The sequence below is a fragment of the Pseudomonas sp. Seg1 genome (assembly GCF_018326005.1).
Lineage (GTDB): Bacteria > Pseudomonadota > Gammaproteobacteria > Pseudomonadales > Pseudomonadaceae > Aquipseudomonas.
In genome coordinates, this window is sequence record NZ_AP021903.1 from 4,064,390 (window position 1) to 4,084,883 (window position 20,494).

Annotated in this window: 21 protein-coding genes and 2 pseudogenes; 11 read left to right on the forward strand and 12 right to left on the reverse strand. The window is 60.3% G+C overall.

The genetic code is table 11. From position 1 onward, the window contains the following. Window positions 1–63 precede the first annotated feature (63 nt). Window positions 64–723, forward strand: a complete 660-nt coding sequence (locus tag KI231_RS18175) for a methyltransferase family protein (protein WP_212809376.1) — start codon at window positions 64–66, stop codon at window positions 721–723. 125 nt (window positions 724–848) lie between these two features. Here the strand turns inward: KI231_RS18175 and KI231_RS18180 are convergent, their stop codons facing one another. Both KI231_RS18180 and KI231_RS18185 read right to left on the reverse strand, forming a co-directional pair. Next, window positions 849–1,514 (reverse strand): HAD-IA family hydrolase, encoded by a 666-nt coding sequence (locus KI231_RS18180; protein WP_212809378.1) that lies wholly within the window; start codon window positions 1,512–1,514, stop codon window positions 849–851. A 55-nt stretch (window positions 1,515–1,569) separates the two neighbouring features. Then, on the reverse strand, window positions 1,570–1,983 hold the full coding sequence (locus KI231_RS18185) for a response regulator (RefSeq protein WP_103307235.1): 414 nt from the start codon (window positions 1,981–1,983) through the stop codon (window positions 1,570–1,572). A gap of 199 nt (window positions 1,984–2,182) precedes the next feature. Between KI231_RS18185 and KI231_RS18190 the strand changes: the two genes are divergently transcribed. Next, window positions 2,183–3,124 carry a class I SAM-dependent methyltransferase gene (locus KI231_RS18190; protein WP_212809380.1) on the forward strand — a complete coding sequence of 314 codons (942 nt, stop codon included), beginning with the start codon at window positions 2,183–2,185 and terminating at the stop codon, window positions 3,122–3,124. Between the two features lie 157 nt (window positions 3,125–3,281). Here KI231_RS18190 and KI231_RS18195 read toward each other — a convergent pair whose 3' ends face one another. Then, window positions 3,282–4,055, reverse strand: coding sequence for a helix-turn-helix transcriptional regulator (locus KI231_RS18195; protein WP_212809382.1), 774 nt, complete (start codon window positions 4,053–4,055; stop codon window positions 3,282–3,284). Window positions 4,056–4,165: 110 nt separating this feature from the next. On the opposite strand from KI231_RS18195, the gene KI231_RS18200 reads away from it, so the two are divergent. Beyond that, the gene (locus KI231_RS18200; protein WP_212809384.1) at window positions 4,166–5,269 is read left to right on the forward strand and encodes a polyamine ABC transporter substrate-binding protein; all 1,104 of its coding nucleotides are present in this window, start codon (window positions 4,166–4,168) and stop codon (window positions 5,267–5,269) included. Window positions 5,270–5,436: 167 nt separating this feature from the next. Next, window positions 5,437–6,555, forward strand: coding sequence for a DmpA family aminopeptidase (locus KI231_RS18205; RefSeq protein ID WP_212809386.1), 1,119 nt, complete (start codon window positions 5,437–5,439; stop codon window positions 6,553–6,555). Between the two features lie 19 nt (window positions 6,556–6,574). On the opposite strand, the gene KI231_RS18210 is transcribed toward KI231_RS18205, so the two are convergent. After that, window positions 6,575–7,162, reverse strand: a complete 588-nt coding sequence (locus tag KI231_RS18210; protein WP_212809388.1) for an NAD(P)H-dependent oxidoreductase — start codon at window positions 7,160–7,162, stop codon at window positions 6,575–6,577. A gap of 85 nt (window positions 7,163–7,247) precedes the next feature. On the opposite strand from KI231_RS18210, the gene KI231_RS18215 reads away from it, so the two are divergent. Then, entirely contained in the window at window positions 7,248–7,886 is a 639-nt protein-coding gene (locus KI231_RS18215) for a TetR/AcrR family transcriptional regulator (protein WP_212809390.1), read from the forward strand. Window positions 7,887–8,084: 198 nt separating this feature from the next. Here KI231_RS18215 and KI231_RS18220 read toward each other — a convergent pair whose 3' ends face one another. Continuing rightward, window positions 8,085–8,771 (reverse strand): GNAT family N-acetyltransferase, encoded by a 687-nt coding sequence (locus KI231_RS18220; RefSeq protein WP_212809392.1) that lies wholly within the window; start codon window positions 8,769–8,771, stop codon window positions 8,085–8,087. Between the two features lie 218 nt (window positions 8,772–8,989). Between KI231_RS18220 and KI231_RS18225 the strand changes: the two genes are divergently transcribed. Together KI231_RS18225 and KI231_RS18230 are read left to right on the forward strand one after the other, a co-directional pair. Further along, a complete protein-coding gene (locus KI231_RS18225) occupies window positions 8,990–9,313 on the forward strand; it encodes a YXWGXW repeat-containing protein (RefSeq protein ID WP_103306738.1) in 324 nt (107 codons plus the stop codon). Between the two features lie 42 nt (window positions 9,314–9,355). Then, the gene (locus tag KI231_RS18230) at window positions 9,356–9,568 is read left to right on the forward strand and encodes a YXWGXW repeat-containing protein (protein ID WP_212809394.1); all 213 of its coding nucleotides are present in this window, start codon (window positions 9,356–9,358) and stop codon (window positions 9,566–9,568) included. A 15-nt stretch (window positions 9,569–9,583) separates the two neighbouring features. Here the strand turns inward: KI231_RS18230 and KI231_RS18235 are convergent, their stop codons facing one another. From KI231_RS18235 to KI231_RS18245, 3 genes and pseudogenes are all read right to left on the reverse strand, one after another. Beyond that, window positions 9,584–10,141 (reverse strand): YceI family protein, encoded by a 558-nt coding sequence (locus KI231_RS18235; RefSeq protein ID WP_212809396.1) that lies wholly within the window; start codon window positions 10,139–10,141, stop codon window positions 9,584–9,586. A 93-nt stretch (window positions 10,142–10,234) separates the two neighbouring features. Continuing rightward, a pseudogene (locus KI231_RS18240) lies at window positions 10,235–11,232 on the reverse strand (acyltransferase family protein). Between the two features lie 157 nt (window positions 11,233–11,389). Then, window positions 11,390–12,748, reverse strand: coding sequence for an MATE family efflux transporter (locus KI231_RS18245; RefSeq protein ID WP_212809397.1), 1,359 nt, complete (start codon window positions 12,746–12,748; stop codon window positions 11,390–11,392). Between the two features lie 158 nt (window positions 12,749–12,906). Here KI231_RS18245 and KI231_RS18250 point away from each other — a divergent pair, with 158 nt between their 5' ends. Together KI231_RS18250 and KI231_RS18255 are read left to right on the forward strand one after the other, a co-directional pair. Further along, window positions 12,907–13,479, forward strand: a complete 573-nt coding sequence (locus KI231_RS18250; RefSeq protein WP_212809398.1) for a chorismate mutase — start codon at window positions 12,907–12,909, stop codon at window positions 13,477–13,479. Window positions 13,480–13,636: 157 nt separating this feature from the next. Then, on the forward strand, window positions 13,637–14,077 hold the full coding sequence (locus KI231_RS18255) for a phage infection protein (RefSeq protein ID WP_212809399.1): 441 nt from the start codon (window positions 13,637–13,639) through the stop codon (window positions 14,075–14,077). An 81-nt stretch (window positions 14,078–14,158) separates the two neighbouring features. Here the strand turns inward: KI231_RS18255 and KI231_RS18260 are convergent, their stop codons facing one another. Further along, window positions 14,159–15,247, reverse strand: a complete 1,089-nt coding sequence (locus KI231_RS18260) for a polyamine ABC transporter substrate-binding protein (RefSeq protein WP_212809401.1) — start codon at window positions 15,245–15,247, stop codon at window positions 14,159–14,161. A gap of 52 nt (window positions 15,248–15,299) precedes the next feature. Further along, window positions 15,300–16,601: an NAD(P)/FAD-dependent oxidoreductase gene (locus KI231_RS18265; protein ID WP_212809404.1), complete on the reverse strand. Its 1,302-nt coding sequence runs from the start codon at window positions 16,599–16,601 to the stop codon at window positions 15,300–15,302. A 160-nt stretch (window positions 16,602–16,761) separates the two neighbouring features. Here KI231_RS18265 and KI231_RS18270 point away from each other — a divergent pair. Further along, window positions 16,762–17,651, forward strand: a pseudogene (locus tag KI231_RS18270) (LysR family transcriptional regulator). Window positions 17,652–17,672: 21 nt separating this feature from the next. Here the strand turns inward: KI231_RS18270 and KI231_RS18275 are convergent. Further along, window positions 17,673–18,056, reverse strand: a complete 384-nt coding sequence (locus tag KI231_RS18275) for a c-type cytochrome (protein ID WP_212809406.1) — start codon at window positions 18,054–18,056, stop codon at window positions 17,673–17,675. 88 nt (window positions 18,057–18,144) lie between these two features. Continuing rightward, the gene (locus tag KI231_RS18280) at window positions 18,145–19,476 is read right to left on the reverse strand and encodes an aminotransferase-like domain-containing protein (protein ID WP_212809408.1); all 1,332 of its coding nucleotides are present in this window, start codon (window positions 19,474–19,476) and stop codon (window positions 18,145–18,147) included. A 90-nt stretch (window positions 19,477–19,566) separates the two neighbouring features. On the opposite strand from KI231_RS18280, the gene KI231_RS18285 reads away from it, so the two are divergent. Continuing rightward, window positions 19,567–20,460: a DMT family transporter gene (locus KI231_RS18285; protein ID WP_212809410.1), complete on the forward strand. Its 894-nt coding sequence runs from the start codon at window positions 19,567–19,569 to the stop codon at window positions 20,458–20,460. Window positions 20,461–20,494 lie beyond the last annotated feature (34 nt).

A 20,494-nucleotide genomic window follows, 5' to 3' on the forward strand; every position in this document is an offset into this window, starting at 1 on the left:
CTCCCACAGTTCTTCGGTGACACGCACTACACTTCACTCATCAGTTCCCTCGATGAGGTGACCATGAAAATGTCTGCGCAAATGACCGTGGTGGCGGTACTCGCCACCCTCGCCTACCTCGGCCTGGCGGTCTGGGGGATCGGCGGCGTGGCGGTGTTTTTCGCCCACGGCTCGCTGGTGGTGGTCGCGCTGGCGACGGTGGCCATGGTGGTGGCGTCGCTGTTTACCGACGTCAACATGAGTGCCGGCGAGCGGGAGGACCGCGCCAATCGCTGGGTGCTGCCAGCGTTCGGCGTCATTGGTTTGCTCAGTGGCTTCTTGCCGGCGTATTGCGACCGCGTCGACTTCTGGACGTTTGGCGGCGAGGGGGTGCGCTGGCTCGGGGCTCTGCTGTTTATCATCGGCGGTGCATTGCGCTTGTGGCCGGTGTTTGTGCTGGGGCGGCGATTCAGCGGCTTGGTGGCGATTCAGCCGGGGCATCGGCTGGTCACTGACGGCATCTACCAGCACCTGCGCAATCCGAGTTATCTGGGACTGGTGGTGAATGCCGTGGGTTGGGCGCTGGCGTTTCGATCGGTGCTCGGATTGCTGCTGGCGGCGCTGACATTGATCCCGCTGATTGCCCGGATTCATTCCGAGGAAGCCTTGTTGCGCGGCCAGTTTGGCGCCGAGTACGACGCCTACTGCGCGCGGAGTTGGCGCTTGCTTCCCGGCGTTTACTAACCGAAAGATCACCGATAAACCTGTGGGAGCTGGCTTGCCAGCGATGAGGCCAGCACAGCCAGTTCTTCAAGTGACTGACACACTGCAATCGCTGGCAAGCCAGCTCCCACAGGGACGGTGTTGTATCAGTTCTTACGCAGTTGCAACCGGCCGTTGTCGATGTTGACGCTGACCTCAGCGTAACTGGCCAATGTCGCGTGGGACGTTTCCAACGGGTGCTGGTGCGTTGTGGTGATGATCATCAGTGCTGCGCCGGCAGCTTCGGCGGCCTGAATGCCGACGGTGGCGTCTTCGAAGATCAGGCAGTCGCGGGGTTCAAATCCCAGGCGCTTGGCAGCGAGGAGGTAACCGGCCGGATCAGGTTTGCCGGCCTTGACATCCTCCGCCGTGATCATCACCGCTGGCGTCGGAATGCCCGCTGCGGCCATCCGGCGCAGGGCCAGATCACGCGGTGCCGAAGTGACCATGGCCCAGCGTTCGACGGGCAAACTGTTGAGAAATGCCGCCGCGCCCGGAATCTCGACGATGCCTTCCACATCGCCAATTTCCGCCTCGGTGATAAACGCGGCTTGCGCCTCGGCGTCCACGCCCGGCAGGTTCAGCCGATTGATGGTATCGATGGCTCGGGCGCCGTGAATGGTCGGCAAGAACGACGCGACGTCCACACCCTGTCGCACGGCCCAGGCTGACCAGATGCGCTCGGCGGCGGCGATGGAATTGAGGACGGTGCCGTCCATGTCGAACAGGAACGCGCCGAACGCGCGGTCGAAAACACAATCGTGAGCAGACAAAAGTCGCTTCCTCTGGCAAGGGGCCGGGCAAATGTGCCCGGCAATGTAGCACTTGTCAGTGCAGGCGCGGAGCCTTGGGCTTGAACGCGCTGGCGACACAATCGAGCAACTGGCCGATGGCCCAAGGCTTTTTGATGAACACCACCGGATGCTTGACCCCGGACGTCTCCGGCGTTTCATAGCCCGACATCACCATCACCGGTTTTTCCGGCCAGCGATCACCGACCAGATTAGCCAGATCGGCGCCATTGAGGGTGCCGGGCATGGTGATGTCGGTCAGCAGTAAAGCGACTTGCTGCGCGTGATGCTCGAGATAGACCGAAGCCGCGTCAGCGCTGGTTTGCGGCTCGACCTTGAAACCTTCCTCCTGAAGAATTTCGCAGAGAAACTCCAGAATCAACGGATCATCCTCAACCACCAGAATCAATCCGTCAGGAAGGTGCGTGTCCGCCGTCGGTGTTGGGCACATGAAACTGCACTCCCTGAATTGCATTAACGATTTAGCGGCTTGAATCCGCTGCTTATCTGGTATGAGCGGCGGTCTTTGCAGAAATTCATTTTTGATACAGGTCTTTTCTCAACGGCCGTATTTACCCGGTCGCGACAGACGTTCGCACGGCTGTATTTGTGGTTAAAATGCCGGCCCTTTTGCTTGCCGACCGTGACCGATGAACCCTGAAGCCCTCGCCACCCTCCACGCCCATTTGCTGCCCGCGCTCGCGGCGGCACCGAGCGAAACCCGTCGTCTGTTCCACGGGCGCGGGCGTTGCTGGCCGGGTCTGGAGCAATTGACCGTGGATTGGCTGCAAGGCGTGGTGCTGGTGTCGCTGTTCAAGGAACCGGTGCCTGAACAGCTTGAAGCCCTCAAGCATTTGTTGGTGAACATCAGCGGTTCGGCCGAGTGGCAGCAGAGCGGCGCGCATACGCTGTTGATCCAGCATCGCTATCTGCCGCAAAGCACTGCCGAATGGCTGGTCGGCGCCGAGATCGACGAAATGACCATTGTCGAGGGCGGTCTGCAATATCGCGTCGACCTGGGCCGCAAACAAAACGCGGGGCTGTTTCTCGACATGCGTTACGGGCGCAACTGGGTGCGCGAGCAAGCCACGGGCAAGCGCGTACTCAATCTGTTCGCCTACACCTGTGGCTTTTCCGTGGCGGCCATCGAAGGTGGTGCCAGTCATGTGGTCAACCTGGACATGTCCCGCGCAGCCTTGAGCCGCGGCCGCGACAACCATCGGCTGAACGGGCATGACCTGAGCAAGGTCAGCTTCCTCGGCCACGACCTGTTCAAGTCCTGGGGCAAGGTGATCAACAGCGGCCCGTATGACCTGGTGATCATCGATCCGCCGTCGTTCCAGAAAGGCAGTTTCCTGCTGACCAAGGACTACCAGCGGGTGCTGCGCCGTTTGCCGGAACTGCTGACGGCTGACGGCGTGGTGCTGGCGTGCATGAATGACCCGGCGTTCGGTTCGGACTTTTTGATTGACGGGGTGACGCAGGAGGCGCCGAGTTTGCGCTTTGAGCAGCGCCTGGAAAATCCGCCGGAGTTTCCCGATATCGATCCGCAAAGCGGCCTAAAAGCCTTGGTTTTCCAACGCATCGATTGACGGACAAAACTCTCGGAACAACACAAATCCCTGTGGGAGGGGCGGTGCGACGATTCGACTTGCCCGCGATGCCGGTGTGTCAGTCGGAATTAAGGTTGACTGGACCACCGTCATCGCCGGCAAGCCAGCTCCCACAGGTTTTGTGTTAGACCAAAAGTCACAAGGGTCTCAGCACCAGCGCAAACAACTCGCCATGCCCGTTCACGTTGAGCTTGTGATAGAGATTGCGCCGATGGACTTTGACGGTTTCCGGCGAAATCCCCATCTGCTGAGCCATCGCCTTGCTGGAGAAGCCCTGCAGAATCAGCCGCGCCGTGTCGACCTCGCGCACCGTCAGCCGCACATCGAAACGATCAAGCAACGTCGCCAGATCTCCAGCCACAGCTTCAGCGACCGGACCTTGCGGCGGCAACAACTGCACATGCCGACGCATCGCTGCCAGCACCCAATCGCGCACGCACAGCAGTCGCCCCTGCTCCGCCGATTCGAACGTCGTCGATCGGCCCAGTGACAAACCGAGCACGCCGCCTTCGACGTTGATCATGAACTGCAACTCGTCCTCGCCCACCACCGAACGAAAATAACTCTGGTAATACTCGCTGTGCAGGAACTGATCCGGCGCCACCGAGGCCAGGCTGTGCAAACCGTCGTTGATGCCGGTCGAGGCGGCTTGATAAAACGGGTCGAGCAGGTACATCCCTGCGGTGTAATCCGCCAGTTCCTCCTGTTCGTCGGCGCGGCCCTTGCTGTCGAAATCAATCAACAGTTGCGGCGCCTGGCCGGGTTTCATCAGCGCTACCAACGCGTTATCCAGCGGCACCAGCAAGCGCAAGGTGTCTACCAGAGCGCGCCAGAAACCGTCCTGCCCGACAGCGGCAAACACCCGCGCCAGACTTTGATGCACTGGCAATTCCTGCAACAACGCGTCCACGCACTACCCCTTTTGAGTAACCCATGATGGGAATGGGTCAGGCGAGATCGGCCCGATAGGCTGACCGCTCCTGTTCATCACCGGCCTGCACAGGCCAGGAGTGCCGCATCATGCGTCGTCATCGTGGCTATATCAACTTGGGCCTGCTCGCCTGTCTGGGCGTGACATCCGCCGCCAATGCAGTCGATGCGCCGAGCGTGCATGTCTACAACTGGTACGACTACATCGGCCCGAACACGCTGCACGATTTTCAGCGTGACAGTGGTATTGCGCCGGTGTACGACACCTTCGACAGTGCCGAGGTGCTTGAAGGCAAACTGATGACCAGCCGCAGCGGTTACGACGTGGTGGTGGCGAGTAACTTCAGCCTGCCAACGCTGATCAAGGCGGGCGCCCTCGCCCCGCTGCCGCGCGATCAATTGCCGGGCTGGAAGAACCTCGACAACGATCTGCTGAGCAAACTGGCCAACAACGATCCCGGCAATCAATACGCGGTGCCCTACCTGTGGGGCACCAACGGCATCGGTTACAACGTCGACAAGGTCCGGGCTGCGTTGGGCGACAAGGCGCCGGTGGATTCCTGGGATCTGGTGTTCAACGAAGAGAACCTCGCCAAGCTCGGTCAGTGCGGCGTGGCGATGCTCGATTCGCCGTCGGAAATGCTCCCGGTTGCCCTGCACTACCTGGGGCTGCCACCGAACAGCACGAATGCCGAAGACTATAAAAAAGCCGAGGCACTGCTGCTGAAGCTGCGTCCGCACATTGCCTATTTCAATTCGTCGAAATTCATCAGCGACCTGTCCAACGGCAACATCTGCGTGGCGGTCGGCTGGTCGGGGGCGATGCTTGAAGCCAAGACCAATGCCGAGCAAGCCCACAACGGCGTGAAGATCGCCTACAGCCTGCCGAAGGAAGGCGCGCCGGTGTGGTTCGACACGCTGGTGCTGCTCAAGGATGCGCCGAATCGGGCTCAGGGTCTGGCGTTCATCGATTACCTGTTGCGCCCCGAGGTGATCGCCCCGGTCAGTGATCATCTGTCGTATCCGAACGGCAATCGCGCAGCCACGCCGCTGGTGGCTGAGGCGACCCGGGACAACCCGGCGGTTTATCCATCGGCCGCCGCAATGGCCACGCTGTACACCCTTGAGCCGTTGCCCAAAGCCACCGAGCGCGTGCGTACGCGGGTGTGGAGCAAGGTCAAGAACGGCCAATAACCCCCCTAAAAACACCAGAAGACCTGTGGGAGCGGGCTTGCCCGCGATGACGGTGTGTCAGACAACGAATGTATTGACTGAATGGACACCATCGCGGGCAAGCCCGGCTCCCACAGGTTTTGTGATCAACCTGCCTTCCTTATTTCTGCCTGAGAGAGACAACATCCATGAAACCTCGCGCCCGAGATCTGAACATCCGCATCGGCCAACTGCCGACCGGCCCGCTCAACGCCATCACCGATGTCCCCGGCGTTCGCGTCGGCCACAGCAATGTGCGTGGCCGCAGCAGTGCCGGTCGCGACATCTGCACCGGCGTCACTCTGATCGAACCACGCCACGGCTCGACCAACCAGCAACCGTGCTTCGCCGGTATCCATGTGCTCAACGGCAATGGCGATGCCACTGGACTCGAGTGGATTCGTGAGGCCGGGTTGCTGACCAGTCCGATTGCCTTTACCAACACTCACAGCCTCGGCGTGGTGCGAGATGCGCTGATTGCACTGGATCGCCAGCAGCAACCGGACGACGGCCGCCTCTACTGGAACATGCCGGTGGTGCTGGAGACCTTCGACGGTTTGCTCAACGACATCAACGGGTTTCACGTCAGGCCCGAGCATGTCGCCGAAGCCCTGCACAGCGCTGTCGGGGGGCCGGTGCAGGAAGGTGCCGTCGGCGGTGGCAGCGGCATGATCTGCCATGAGTTCAAGGGGGGCATCGGCACCGCTTCGCGCAAATTGAGTGCCGCACAAGGTGGCTGGACCGTAGGGGCAATCGTGCAGGCCAACCACGGCATTCGCAGTGAGTTGCGCGTTGATGGCTATCCCGTCGGGCGTTACATGGAACAGGTGGATTCGCCGTTTCTGCGAGCGTCGTTGCCGCATCCGGGCATGGGCTCGATCGTCGTGTGCCTGGCGACTGACGCGCCGCTGTTGCCGCACCAATGCACGCGTCTGGCGCAGCGCGCCAGCCTTGGTCTGGCGCGGACCGGCGGCGGCAATGAAGACCACAGCGGCGACATCTTTATCGCCTTCGCCACCGGCAACGATCACGTGCCGCCCGCGGCCTATGAGGGCAAAGGCGCACCGGCCTGTGAGGGCTTGCGCATGGTCAACAACGACCACATCAGCGAGCTGTTCCTGGCGGCCACCGAGGCGGTTGAAGAAGCGATCATCAATGCCCTGCTCGCCAGCAACAGCACCGACGGCAATGGCCACTCGGTGCCGGGACTGGACGCCGAGACCCTGCTCGCAGCCCTCGCCAAGGCCGGCTGGCCGGGCTCGCGCTAACGCACGTTTATACACGGGATCACTTGGCCATTTGGGTGCCGAGTTCTCGGGCGGCACGCAGTTGCTGCGCGGGATCACGCAACTCCGATTCCGGCAGCAACGTGGAACTCAGCACCGTCGCCCCGCTGTAATCGAAAATCCCGTGTTCGATCTGCGCCTTCATCGCCGCGCCATAGCCATGGCGCTGGTAGGTGCGCGTATCCGCCCCGGCGAGCTGGACCAAGTGCACGCGCATACGCTGCAGCAACTTCACATGCTTGAGGTCGCCGCTGAAATCGAACGCCCAGCCATTGCTGAAGACCCGGTCGATCCAGCCTTTGAGCAGCGCCGGCATCGACCACCAGTACACCGGATACACCAGCACCAACGTATCGGCGCGATCGATGCGGGCCTGCTCCGCCAGCACATCCGCAGGCGGCTGCGCCTCGCGGTGATGCACGGCGAAATCGGCGGCGCCGAAACGCGGCTCGAACCCTTCGGCGTAAAGATCGGCGATCTCAACGGTATTGTGCGGATCGGCCTGCGTCAGACCTTCGGCGATCTGCGCTGCCACGCCGTGGGTCAATGAACGAGGATCGTGATGCGCGACAACAATCAAGGTGTGCATGGGAAATCTCCTGTTGGTGATTGCCAACCAAGGCTTATATACTCTTGGTAAGTTACGAACAGTAAGTTACGTTTGGTATATAACGATGTCAACCACTGAAATTTCCGAACAGAACGCTCCCGCTCAACCCCGCCGAAGACTGTCCCGTGAAGACCGCCTGCGCCAGTTGCTCGACGTCGCCTGGCAAATCATCCGCGCCGAAGGCACCGACGCTCTGACCCTCGGCTACCTCGCGGAAAAGGCTGGCGTGACCAAACCGGTGGTCTACGACCACTTCGTCACTCGCGCCGGATTGCTGGCGGCGCTGTACCGGGATTTCGATGCGCGACAGACGCTGGTGATGGACGCCGCGATCGCCAATTGCGAGCCGACATTGATCAGCACCGCGTCGGTAATTGCCAAGGCGTACGTCGATTGTGTGTTGCTGCAAGGCAACGAGATTCCCGGAGTGATTGCGGCCTTGGCGAGCACGCCGGAACTGGAGAAGATCAAGCGTGAGTACGAGGCGATCTTCCTCGAAAAATGCCGCGCGGATCTGGCGCCCTATGCCAGCGGCGGGCAGATCACTCAAGCGGCTTTGCGTGCCATGCTTGGCGCGGCGGAAGCCTTGTCGCATGCCGCAGCCAACGGCGAAATCAGCGCCGAACAGGCCAGTGACGAGCTGTATGAAACCATCATGGCGATGGTTGAAAGAGCCGCCGCCCGCGCGACTGGCGGTACTTGAGCGCACCCGCGCACGCTCCTAGGATGAAATCACGCAGCGGCTTTGATCATCGAGTGCTGCGTAGGCGCGGGTGCTCTGAACCCCAATCAAGCCCGCGCCTTTGCTTCATGCGCACCTTGAGCCTCACGGGCTCCACTTCCTCCCCATCAAAGAGCTTTGAGGCTCTTTTTTTGTCTGCGCAAATCCGGCTTCGCTTGATCAGTGAACGGTGAGCCGTTGACGGACAAATTCCCCGGTATGACGGGTCGTCTGATCGAGATGCCGGTCACGCTGTTTCTCGGCGTCGAGCATGGCGCGCTTGCCGTTCTTCTGCAGCAGATAGGTATGAATCTGCTGCACCTCCAGCGAACGGTAGATCGGCGTCGTGTCGATAAATCCACGCAAGCCATTGCTGCGGTGATGCCGGGTACTCATCAGCACCTGCGTTTCACGCTGACCGATCACCTCAAAGCCCAACGCCTCGAAATACGGGACTTTGCCAACGGTACAGGCCAGTTCGGCGTGGGGATAACGCCCGAGCATTTCGCCAATCATCGCGCGCGCCACGCCCTGACGCCGATGACCTTCACGCACCGCCATATAGGCAACGCTGCAGGCTTCCCAATCGCCCTGCACCGGTAGATACAAGAGGAAACCGATGACCTGTTCCGGATCCTCCTCGTCGGTGACAACCAGCAACTCCACCTCGGTGCCCTTCTCGCCGTTCAACGCTTCCAGGTACAGATGGACCTCATAGCCCACCGCGTACTGATAGACGTTGTACAACAGGTTGCTCGGGCCGAGCCCCACTGCACTGATGTCGGTCAGGTAGTCGACGACCATTTGCAGAATCTGGCTGTTGACGCCTTCGGGGCATGGGGTTTTGTAGTGGGTGATGCGTGGCATGGCGGGTGAACTCTGGCGGAAAACTGCGACATCATACCTTGTAGGCCAGATCTGCCTGTAGGTGTGCCGGCTGAACAGCCGGCTGCGTTAATTGCACCTGGATGCGAAGGCCGAATAGCTGAAGAAAATTTCATCCGCCGCCAACAGGATCTTTCGCCGTTTCAACGTCCAATTCTTCAACTGCGTTGATTTTCCAACACAGGCCTTGAGGAGTTGTCATGAGCGTTTTGCGTTCGCTGTCCAAATGGCGGAAAACCTTGCTGCTGGTGCCGTTGACGCTGGCGGCGCTGGCCAGCGCGCCAGTGTTTGCTCAACAAGTGGTGATCGTCCAGCAAGCCCCGCCACCGATGCGCATGGAAGTGATGCCCGGCCCGCGCCCCGGCTATGTCTGGGACCAAGGCCATTGGCGCTGGGAAGGACGAGGTTACGTGTGGATGCCCGGCCATTGGCAGCCGGTGAGACACGGCGCCCGCTGGAAACCGGGGCACTGGCAGGCACGCGGGCCGAACTGGTTCTGGGTTGAAGGGCATTGGGTGCGTTGATCATTAGCCCGCCTGCAAACGTTACTTTCCGGGAATATCACCATGTCGAAAACCGTTAACTCCCTGCTTGCCGCCACGCTGGTCGCGATCACCCTCTCCGGCTGCGTCGTCGCACCGGCTCGCCCCCACCGCCCGCCGCCGCCAGTTGAAGTGGTGCCGGTGATGCCGGCGCCGGGTTATCACTGGGTCGCCGGTCACTACCGCTGGGGCGGTAATCAATGGCGCTGGGTGCCGGGGCACTGGCGCGCCTATTGATCCGGTCTGGTGGCGTCACTGCTGTGGCGCCACCACCTTGAACTTGATCGCGATATCTTTCGACACCACGGTGTCCGCCCACTCCCCCGCGCCCAGGCCGAACTCGTCGCGCTTGAGCACCAGCTCACCGTCGAAAATCCCGATGGCGTTGTCCGGTTTCAATTCCACCGGCACCTGAACTTCGCGGGTAATGCCTTTGAGCGTGAGCTGGCCGGCGATCAGATAATGGTTTTCGCCCACCCGCGTGAAATGGCTCGATTCGAATACCGCGACGGGATATTTCGCCGTGTCGAACCAGGCGGGCTTCACCAGTTCGGTATTGGCATCTTCGCTGCCCGCGTCGATGCTGGTGAGGTCGATGTGCAAAGTGGTATGGGCGCTGGCGAGGTCATCGGTGTTGAAGTCCAGCGTCGCCTCGAACTTGCCGAAGGTGCCGTACATCCGCGAGCCCATCTGGTTGTAGGTGAAACTGATCTGACTGGCGGTGGTGTTGACCCGGGTGTATTCGACAGCCTGTGCGGCGGGCAACGTGCACAGGCAAAACGCGGCAGCCAGCAGCAATCGGATCGACATGGGATTCTCCGGGCAGCGCTTGCCGTCGAGGGACTCGTTTGACTTAAGCAAACAACCTGCCGTTACGCCAGTTCACCCTTAAGGGCTCTTCGTTCAAACGGCCATTTCGTTGCTGCGTGATGGCGCTGCACCTTGTTTCACACCCGCACGCAAGCGGTGTCGCCATTTCAGCGCCGGTCGTTCGACGCAGTAATACGACACACCGCTAAACAGGAAGGCCAGCACCAGCACCGCCACGACCATTCGGGTGTCATAGGCCACCGGCCAGAAACCACGCAACAGATACATCACCACAAAGTGGTTGAGGAACACGCCGTAGCTGATGTTGCCGAGCAACTCATCCACCGGATGAAACTTGACCCGGGTCAGCAGATACACCGCCGGAATGCCCAGTGCAATACCAAGGGTGACTTCGGCATTGAACGGTCGGCGCTCGATCAGCCCCGTCATGATCGCCACAAAAAGCAGCCCTGCCACCACAGCAGTACCCGCCGCAATCGTCAGCCCCTTGTTGTCCGCCTTGTACAGATAACTGCCACACAGGAACATGAACAAAACGCCCGGCAGCAAGCGATAGCCGTAGACATCCGCGTCGATGTAACCCAGGCACGCCAGCAGAAAAACGCCGACTGAAAGGGTAAACGCCACCCCTCGGGCGTTGAAAATAAGCAGAAACGGAATCAACAGGTAGAAGCACATCTCCAGCCCGAGCGACCAGGCGGGCGGCAGGATTTGCGTGCCGCCGATGCCGAACATGTAGAACCCCAACGGCAGGATGGGCAGGCTCGAGACGATCGTTTTCAATGTCAGCTCAGCGGCCTGGGGCGTACCGGGAAGAAGAAAATGAATCACCAGGCAGGAAACAACGAAATAGAACAGAAACTGCGGGTACAGCCTCAACGCTCTATCGACATAGAACAGGCCGATTTTCTCGGGTGCGCGGTAGTTTCGCTCGATGAGCGAAGTCATCACAAAACCGCTGATGATCAGGAAGGAAATCACGGCAACCACCCCGGGTTGAGCCCTGCGATGGTTTTACCCATATGAGACACGGCGACCAGAACGGCCAACAGCAGTCTGAAAGCTCCCACTTACAACCTCGAACGTCCTTATATTTATGTTGCGTAAGCTACGATGCTTTGCCCCGCGAAAACAGAAATTTCTGCTCGTTTGATGTGGGGCTGCCGCAGGCTGAGACCCTTCAAAGCAAAATCAAAAGATCGCAGCCCGCGGCAGCTCCTACAGGGATCAAACCAGTCGTTCGATTTTCTGGTGCTGCCAGACGAGTTTGTAATACAGCGTCTGCAACACCAGCATCCCGAGATACGCCACCGGAAACGCCATCCACACCCCTTGCAAACCAAACTGCCCGTCCAGCCAATACGCCGCCGGCAACTGCACGCCGACCACACAGACAATCGCAATCGCGACCGGCACCAGCACCGTGCCGCTGGCGCGCATGATCCCGCCGATGATCGCCTGGAAGCCGAATACCAACAGGCTCCACAGCATGATGTGCAGCAGATGCTCGGCCATCGCCCGGGTCGAGTCCTCGGTCAGGAACAACCCGAGCAGCCAGTGCGAAAGCAGATAACCCAGCACAATCAAGCCACCGGTCAGACACACGTTGATCAACAGACCGGTGCGCAGAATCGGTCCCATCCGCTCCAGTCGCCCGGCGCCAATGGCCTGTGCGCCAAGGATCGACGCGGTGATCGCAATCGACAACGCCGGGAACTGCACGTAATTGACGATCTGCGTCACTGCACCATAGGCCGCTGTCGCTTGCGATCCGTGCTGGTTGACCAGCGCCAGAATCACCAGCTCCGACAGTGACAACACAATCATCTGCACGCCGGTCGGCAAACCGATGCGCAGGACCTTGCCAAGAATCGCCCCGTCGAGCCGCAGCGCCGCAAAGAACTCCCGGTCCGGCGCCAGCGGATGGCCCTTGCGAATCAGCCGCCACGAAAGCCACGCCATCGCCGCCAGGTTACCCGCGAGCCCTGCATACGCGGCGCTCTGAATGCCCAATTGCGGCAGACCGAACCAGCCACGAATCAACGCCGGTGTCAGCGCCAGCCCGACACAGGTCGACACCATCAGCGCCAGCAATGGCGACAGCGTGTCACTCACACCGCGCAGCAACTGCGTGAACAGCACGAACACCAGCAGCGATGGCAAGATCCACATCATCACATGGGCATACGCCACCGCATCATCCAGTACATCCGCCGGCGTCCCCAATCCCGCCAGCGCCTGCCGCGCAAACACACTGCCCAACACCGCCGCCACCAGACCGATCAACACCCCCAGCAACAACGTTGCCCCTGCAATCGCCTTGACCATGTGCGGCTCGCGCGCGCCCCACGCCTGACCGATCAACACGCCCGCACCCGCGCCGAGGCCGATCACCAGCGCGATAAAGAAAAACACCACGGGAAACATGCCCGACACTGCCGCCAATGCCTGAGTACCGAGCATCTGGCCGATGTAGATGCTGTTGACTGTGCCCGACATCGATTGCAGAAAATTGGACAGCACCATTGGCGCCAGGAACAGCAGATAGGTTTGCCAGAGGGGTTTGATGACGCTGGGGGTTTGCATTGACTGGAGGTCCATCTCGACGGCGGAGGCTGATGGAGGATAGCTTCGGTGAGTTCGATGCGAGGTGCAATTAACATTTCAGGTTGTTTATTCTCGGTGCCGTTTCCGGGTTGTGATAAACACCCCCCTCCCAGAATTCAGCCATCGAGGCTCGGCTCATGCCCTACTTTCCAAACCTGCTGACCTGCACCCTTCTCGCCCTGTCCGCCACTTGCGCCCAGGCCGCCACGCTTCCCGCGCCACCTCAATCCCTGAAGCCGCTACTGATGACATTGAACGAACGCCTGAACATCGGCGATCTCGTCGCGCTGACCAAATGGGACAGTGGCAAGCCGATTCAGGACAGCCCGCGTGAGGCTCAAGTCATCGCCAACGCCCGCACACTGGCGGCTGAGCGCAAGCTCGATCCGGACGCGGTGGCGCAGTTGCTCGCGGCGCAAATGGAGGCCAATAAACTGGTGCAGTACGGTTTGCTCGCGCAATGGCAAGCAGCCGGCAAGGCACCGGACACGCCGCGCCCGGATCTGGGCAAGCAGATTCGTCCGCGTCTGGATGAGCTGCAAAACCGGTTGTTGCAGCAGTACGCGGACTTTGCGCCTTATCGCCGTGATCCGAATTGTTCGGTGTGGCTGGCTGAGGCTCGTAACGGTCTGGCACATGATGCGTTGCATGAGTTGGCGCTGGTCCGCGCCACTGGCGAGTTGTGTGTACGAGCGGTCGAGGGGCTTTGAATGCGGGGTGAAGGTCAAAGCCTACAGGGATAGACGGCGGGTCTGGTAACCATCATCGGCGTCGATGTTCACCATCACGGCAATGAAGTTCTCATAAAAAATCCGCGGCGTAAGATCGCCTCCATACCAACCAACAACACCCTTGGAGCACACGATCATGAAACGCCAAACCTTACTCAGCATCGCTTTCTCGGTTTTCGCAGTTAACGCTTTTGCCGCAACACCGGCTCACACCTTGATCGCTGAAGGCGGTTCGGATCGTCTGCTCGAACGCCGCGTTGCCGAAGGTGGTTCGGATCGTCTGCTCGAACGTCGCGTTGCTGAAGGTGGTTCGGATCGTCTGCTCGAACGCCGCGTTGCTGAAGGTGGCTCGGATCGACTGCTCGAACGCCGCGTTGCCGAAGGTGGTTCGGATCGACTGATCGAACGTCGCGTTGCTGAAGGTGGTTCGGATCGTCTGCTCGAACGCCGCGTTGCCGAAGGTGGCTCGGATCGTCTGCTCGAACGCCGCGTTGCTGAAGGTGGCTCGGATCGACTGATCGAACGTCGCGTTGCTGAAGGTGGCTCGGATCGTCTGATCGAACGTCGCGTTGCATGAATCAATAGCCGCACCGCAGTTAACGGAAAAAGCCCGGCCTGATCAGCCGGGCTTTTTCACGTCAGTTGTTACCGGTATGGATCAAGTGTTGGTTTTGAGTTTGGTCCACAACCGCGTGGTCAGTCGTGCAATCGCCGCCGGCAACTCTTCTACGGTGAACAACTTTTCCATCACGCTTTTCGGCGGATAAATCGCTGCATCCTCTTTCACATCCGGGTTCAGAAACTCATTGGCCGCCGCATTGGGGTTGGCGTAGTGAATGCTGTTACTGATGTTGGCGATCACCTTGGGTTCAAGCAGGTAGTTCATGTAGGCGTAGCCGTTCTTTGCATGGGGCGCGCTTTTCGGCATGACCAGCATGTCGAACCACAAGGTCGTGCCTTCGTCCGGGATCGAGTAAGCGATATCGATACCATTCTTCGCTTCCTTGGCACTGGCCGCCGCCTGAACGATATCGCCGTTGAAGCCGATCACCGCGCATACGTTGCCGTTGGCCAGATCACTGATGTATTTCGAAGCGTGAAAGTATTGGATGTACGGGCGAATTTTCAACAAGGCCTGCTCGGCTTTCTTGTAATCCGCCGGTTCGTGGCTGTGCGGCGGCAGGCCCAGATAGTTGAGGGTAATCGGCAAGACCTGAGTCGGGTTATCAATGAACGCCACGCCGCACTGGCTGAGCTTCTTGATGTTCTCCTCGTCGAACAGCATCTTCCACGAGCGCGTGACATCGGTATTGCCGAAGATTGCCTTGATCTTCTCGACGTTGTAACCGATGCCGGCGGTGCCCCACATGTAGGGATAGCCGTACTGGTTGCCGGGGTCGTTGACTTCAAGTTTCTGCATCAACAGCGGATCGAGGTTTTTCCAGTTCGGCAGTTGCGACTTGTCCAGCTTCTGAATCGCCCCGGCCTTGATCAGCCGCGACAGAAAGTGGTTCGACGGGCTGACGACGTCATAACCGGTATTGCCGGTCATCAACTTCGATTCGAGCACTTCGTTACTGTCATGAATGTCGTAAGTGGTCTTGATACCGCTGGTCTGGGTGAAGTTGGCCAAGGTGTCTGGTGCGATGTAACTGTTCCAGTTGGAAATGTTGACCGTTTCATCGGCGTAAGCGGTCGCCGAACCGGCAGCGAGTACGATCGCCAGGGAAAGTGGCTGGATGCGCATGTTCTATCACCTGTATTAAGTGGCTTTTGTTCTTGTGCGATTTGCGGGAATTTCAGATCTCTGTTCTGGCCCTGACCGCCTCCACGCGCATGCGAACCATGGCACCGATGTCGAAGAATGGCCGCGGTGGCAGCCAGCCGGGTTCGGCCCTGTCCATCACCGATTGCAACAGCGGCGAATCAACGCCCGAGGCCAGTTCGGCCAGCAACCGTCCCCACAAAGTCCCGCGCGCCACGCCCGAACCATTGCAGCCGGCCACGGCAAACACGCCCTCCTCGACCCGGTCGAAAAACGCCTGACCGCTGCGGCTTGCGCTTAAATGGCCGGTCCAGGTGTATTGAATGTCTTGCTCGCCGAGGAACGGAAAACGCCGCTGCAAGCCACGAACATGGTGTTGCCGACGTAGCGCCAGTTCGCTGTTGGACAGGTCACGCGTGCGATATTCGGCGGTGTTGCGGATCATCACCCGACGGTCCGGGGTCAACCGCACCGTGGCGCCGAGCGGCCGGGTCGACAACACGCCCCAGGGCTCCACCGCGCCGATGGCCTGAAACTCCTGATCCGTTAGCGGTCGCGTGAGGCTGGCGCTGAGTTCCATCGGGAACGTGCCGCTGTCGGCAATCCCGACCCGAGGAATGAACGCGTTCAGGCACACCAGAATCTGCTTGGCTTCGATACTGCCATCCGCCGCACTCGCTCTCAGCCGTCCCTGGCTCAGGCGCTCGATACCGGTGATGTCAGTGTTCTCGTAAACGGTGATAGAGCCCGGCAATGCGTTGAGCAAGCCTTTCACGTATTGGGCCGGTTGCAGCAGCGCGTTGCCTTGGCCGCACCAGATCGCCGCTTGGTAATGGCGGGTGCCGAGTTTCTGCGCAAGGGCCGTGCCTTGCAAAAACTCGGCACGGGCGCCGAGGGCGCGTAGCGTCGCCAGTTTGGCGTCAACGTGATCGAGCTTGGCCCGGTCGCTGACGGCGAAGTAATAGCCGCTGTCGCGAAAGTTACAGTCGATGGCATGGCGAGCGATGCGCTGGCGTACTTCTTCGCTGGCGGCACGGGAAATCATTGTGTCGACTTCAAACCCGGCAAAGCCCTGCGCACCTATCAACTCGCTGTGCGCCGGATGTTCATGGGCCACAACAAAACCTGAATTGCGCGCCGAAGCCCCTTGCGCTGCGCGTTGTCGATCAACCACCACAATGCGCGCCTGAGGGTGCATTTCAGCAAGGGTGTGTGCGGCACTGAGTCCGGTGATCCCGGCGCCGATCACCACCCAGTCGGCTTTTTGCACGCCACTCAGACGACCGCGTTCCGGCGAGCTGCCAGCCTGCGCGATCCAGCCACATACGTTTTCCATGCACCACCTCGTTCGACTGTCGTTCTGCGGCTTGCTTCTGATTCGATGACATGCGTGAATCGCATGGGCAACTTGAGAAGATCACCGTCAGAGCTAGAATCTATTAGGTCTTCGCACGACCGACCAACGCTATAAAATCATCGAGCCATTCTGAAAACGCATGGATAACCTTCGCCACGTACCCTCACTGCAAGCCATGCAAGCCCTGGTCGAAGTGGCCCGCTGCGGCAGCTTCACCAGCGCTGCGCAGACGTTGTGCCTGACCCAAAGCGCTGTCAGCCGGCAGATCCAGCAACTGGAAAGCCACTTCAACGTCGCGCTGTTCATCAGGACCAGTCGCAACCTGCGCCTGACTCCGGAGGGCGAACAGGTGCTGGCCAGCGCCCGCAGCATCCTTGAACAACTGAAAACCCTCGAAGAACGCCTCGCCCCGCAGAAGCGTCCGTTCCGCATCCGTATGCACGTCTCGCTGGCTGTGCGCTGGCTACTGCCCAAACTCAGCGACTTCTATCTGAGTCATCCGCAGGTGTCGCTGGCGATCGAGACGGTCGCCACCGAAGTCGTCGAGCCGGGCAACGACAGTGATGCGTACATTGTTTATCTGCCGCAGCCGTCGAGTGATGCGGAGTGCCTGACGCTGTTCGAGGAAATGCTGGTGCCGGTGTGTTCACCCAACCTGAAAAACGCCCCGCGTTCGGTCGACGAATTGTCGCGCTTCGCCTTGCTGCATCGTTCGGCGGACCGGCAAGCCTGGATCGAATGGCTGGCGGCGAATGAGGGAAAACCGCTGGAGGATTACCGGCACATCCCGTTCAACCTCGATGAGCTGGCACTGGATGCGGCGGCGCGGGGATTGGGCGTGGCGGTGACGGACATGACGCTCGCGGCGGAATCCATCGAGCGCGGGGTGTTGGTGGTGCCGTTTGGGCAGCCATTGAAGACCGGGGGATCTACTCGCTTTGCCCACAACCCTCCGCGGTTTCGCACCCCCAATGCGCATTGATCATGAGTTGGTTTGCTGAACAGGCCATCAACCTGATTCCCGTGTAGGAGTTGTCGCAGGATCGTTACTTAAGGGAAAGTCTGGAGATATGCCAGCAGGTTTTCGAGTTTTTCTTCGTCACTCAGCCCCCAGAAAATCATCCGCGTCCCGGGCACCACGCCTTTCGGATCTTTCAGGTAGGCCTTCAATGTTTCGTGATCCCAGGTCACGCCGGAATTTTTCATCGCATCGGAATACACGTAGTTCGCCGAGGTCCCGGCGGGCCGGCCGATGATGCCGTTGAGTTGCGGGCCGAATCCAGGGCGGGCGGATTCGCCCACTTGATGGCAACCGCCGCACAGGCGCGGGAAGATTTTCGCGCCGGCTTCGGGATCGCCCGCTGCATGGGCGGTGGTGCTGAGCAGGCCAGCAGTGAGGATCAAGGCGAGGGACAGTGAAGCGGTGTTTTTCATCTAGCGATCCAGAGCGATGTATTGCAATTGGGGCAAAGGCTAACACTTTGTGGCAAGAGAGCTTGCTGCCTTGCCACAGGTTTGTTTTTTACAGGTAAGCGGCGATGACCTTTCTGACGGTGATCAAGGCCTGGCGCAACACCGCCATGTCCACCGAGCCGAGTGCCAGACGAATCGCATGCGGGACGTGCGGCGCCACTGAAAACGGTTCGGCGGTGGTCACTGAAATCTGTTCGTGCATCAGTTCCACGACGATCTGATCGGCGCGCACGTCTTCCGGCAGCGGTAGCCACAGGAAATACGAGAACGGATGGCCGATGCACGTCAGCCCTTGCAACAACTCGGCGGCCAACGCCTGGCGAGCTTTGGCATCGTGACGTTTCTGCTCTTCAAGCAGCGTGACGGTGCCGTCATCAAGCCAGCCGCAAGCAATCGCCGTCATCACGCCCGGCGTGTTCCAGGTGGTGGCGCGAATGATGCGCTCCAGTGCCGGTACTCTGGGTGCGGGCGCTGCGATGAAACCGACGCGCAGGCCGGTGGCGATGTTCTTGGAAAGACCTGAGACATACACCGTTCGCTCCGGCGCCATGTCGATCAGCGTTCGCGGTGGGTTTTCCACCAGAAAGGCGTAGGCCGCATCTTCGATGATCGTCAGATCATGCCGACGGGCAATCGCTACCAGTTGCTCGCGCTGCTCTAAAGGCATCACCCAACCCAGCGGATTGTGCAGCGTCGGCATGCTGTACACGGCGCGCACCGGGCGGGTTTGGCAAAGCTTTTCCAGCGCCGCCAGATCCGGCCCGTGGTCGTTGACCGCAATGGCCACCACCTCCAGATGCAGTGCCTCGGCCAAGACCTTGAACCCGGAATACGTCAGCGCATCCGCCGCAATCACATCACCCGGTTTGAGCAACGCCATCAATGTCACCGCCAGCCCTTGCTGGGCGCCGTTGACGATCAGCACTTGCTCGGCCTCGACGTTTACGCCACGGGCCAACAGATGTCGCGCGACCGAGGCTCGTTCATGCTGGCGACCGGCGTGCGGCTGATAACGCAGCAGCGACTCCAGATCCCCGGACAACGCCAATTGCCGCAACGCCGTGCGCAACAAATCCGCCTGCCCCGGCAATGACGGGTAGTTGAAGTTGAGGTCGATCATGCCCACCGCCACGTCCTTCTGACCGATACCCTGCCCCGGCGCCAGCGAGGTTTCCCGCACGAAGGTGCCGCGCCCGGTTTCGCCGCTGACCAGGCCCATCGCCTCCAGTTCAGCGTAGACCCGCGAAGCCGTGACCAGCGCCAGCCCCTCGCTGACGGCCAGCTGCCGGTGGGTCGGCAATCGCGTACCGGGCACCAGGCGCCCCGAGCGAATGTCAGCCGCGAACGTGTCAACGAGAGTCTTGTAGCGCGAGCGCGGCATCGTGGGATGTATCCATGACAATTATTTGATTGTCCCGATTCTCGGCTCCAGGATCGCTGAAAAGCAACCCCACCTGGAGCGCGACTTTGTATGGAACGGACTGCAAACCTGGACACCCCGGCCCTGGAAAAAACCAGCGACTGGATCAACGGTTTCATTGGCGTGGTGATCTTCAGCGGCTCGCTGCCGGCCACACGTCTGGCGGTGCTGGAATTCGAACCTGTGTTTCTCACCGTGTTGCGCGCGGCGATTGCCGGGCTGTTGGCGGTGGGGTTACTGGGGTTGTTTCGGGAACGACCTCCGGCAAGGCATCAGTGGCTGTCGCTGTTGATTGTCGCACTGGGTGTGGTGCTGGGTTTTCCGTTGCTGACGGCGCTGGCGCTGCAACACGTGACGTCGGCACATTCGATTGTCTTTGTCGGACTGCTGCCGTTGGCGACGGCGATTTTCGGCGTGTTGCGTGGCGGTGAACGTCCGCGACCGGTGTTCTGGTTTTTCTCGCTGCTGGGCAGTGCCTTGGTGGTCGGTTTCGCCCTGTCTCAGGGTCTGACCGCATCGCCCACAGGAGACTTGTTGATGCTCGCGGCGATCCTGGTCTGCGGCCTCGGTTACGCTGAAGGCGCGAAGCTGTCGCGGACCCTCGGTGGCTGGCAGGTGATCTGCTGGGCGCTGGTGCTGTCATTGCCGGTGATGGCGCTATCGAGTCTGTGGCTGGCGCCCGCCTCGTTCGCCAACATCAGCCTGACGGCATGGTTGTGTCTGGCCTACGTGGCGCTGTTCAGCATGCTGATCGGCTTTGTGTTCTGGTATCGCGGACTCGCCCTGGGCGGGATTGCGGCGGTTGGGCAGTTGCAGTTGCTGCAACCGTTTTTCGGCTTGGCACTGGCCGCCACACTGCTGCATGAACACGTCAGCGTCGGCATGCTCGCGGTGACGCTGGGCGTGATTCTGTGCGTGGCCGGGGCGAAGAAATTTGCTAAATAGCCACCTGAGCATCAACTTTGTGGCCATCTGAGCA

Bases quoted from the DNA above. Each gene is read 5' to 3' on its own strand.
- KI231_RS18175 (WP_212809376.1), top strand. From the start codon at position 64: ATGAAAATGTCTGCGCAAATGACCGTGGTGGCGGTACTCGCCACCCTC.
- KI231_RS18185 (WP_103307235.1), bottom strand. From the start codon at position 1,983: ATGTGCCCAACACCGACGGCGGACACGCACCTTCCTGACGGATTGATT.
- KI231_RS18190 (WP_212809380.1), top strand. From the start codon at position 2,183: ATGAACCCTGAAGCCCTCGCCACCCTCCACGCCCATTTGCTGCCCGCG.
- KI231_RS18200 (WP_212809384.1), top strand. From the start codon at position 4,166: ATGCGTCGTCATCGTGGCTATATCAACTTGGGCCTGCTCGCCTGTCTG.
- KI231_RS18205 (WP_212809386.1), top strand. From the start codon at position 5,437: ATGAAACCTCGCGCCCGAGATCTGAACATCCGCATCGGCCAACTGCCG.
- KI231_RS18210 (WP_212809388.1), bottom strand. From the start codon at position 7,162: ATGCACACCTTGATTGTTGTCGCGCATCACGATCCTCGTTCATTGACC.
- KI231_RS18215 (WP_212809390.1), top strand. From the start codon at position 7,248: ATGTCAACCACTGAAATTTCCGAACAGAACGCTCCCGCTCAACCCCGC.
- KI231_RS18220 (WP_212809392.1), bottom strand. From the start codon at position 8,771: ATGCCACGCATCACCCACTACAAAACCCCATGCCCCGAAGGCGTCAAC.
- KI231_RS18225 (WP_103306738.1), top strand. From the start codon at position 8,990: ATGAGCGTTTTGCGTTCGCTGTCCAAATGGCGGAAAACCTTGCTGCTG.
- KI231_RS18230 (WP_212809394.1), top strand. From the start codon at position 9,356: ATGTCGAAAACCGTTAACTCCCTGCTTGCCGCCACGCTGGTCGCGATC.
- KI231_RS18235 (WP_212809396.1), bottom strand. From the start codon at position 10,141: ATGTCGATCCGATTGCTGCTGGCTGCCGCGTTTTGCCTGTGCACGTTG.
- KI231_RS18245 (WP_212809397.1), bottom strand. From the start codon at position 12,748: ATGCAAACCCCCAGCGTCATCAAACCCCTCTGGCAAACCTATCTGCTG.
- KI231_RS18250 (WP_212809398.1), top strand. From the start codon at position 12,907: ATGCCCTACTTTCCAAACCTGCTGACCTGCACCCTTCTCGCCCTGTCC.
- KI231_RS18255 (WP_212809399.1), top strand. From the start codon at position 13,637: ATGAAACGCCAAACCTTACTCAGCATCGCTTTCTCGGTTTTCGCAGTT.
- KI231_RS18260 (WP_212809401.1), bottom strand. From the start codon at position 15,247: ATGCGCATCCAGCCACTTTCCCTGGCGATCGTACTCGCTGCCGGTTCG.
- KI231_RS18265 (WP_212809404.1), bottom strand. From the start codon at position 16,601: ATGGAAAACGTATGTGGCTGGATCGCGCAGGCTGGCAGCTCGCCGGAA.
- KI231_RS18275 (WP_212809406.1), bottom strand. From the start codon at position 18,056: ATGAAAAACACCGCTTCACTGTCCCTCGCCTTGATCCTCACTGCTGGC.
- KI231_RS18280 (WP_212809408.1), bottom strand. From the start codon at position 19,476: ATGCCGCGCTCGCGCTACAAGACTCTCGTTGACACGTTCGCGGCTGAC.
- KI231_RS18285 (WP_212809410.1), top strand. From the start codon at position 19,567: ATGGAACGGACTGCAAACCTGGACACCCCGGCCCTGGAAAAAACCAGC.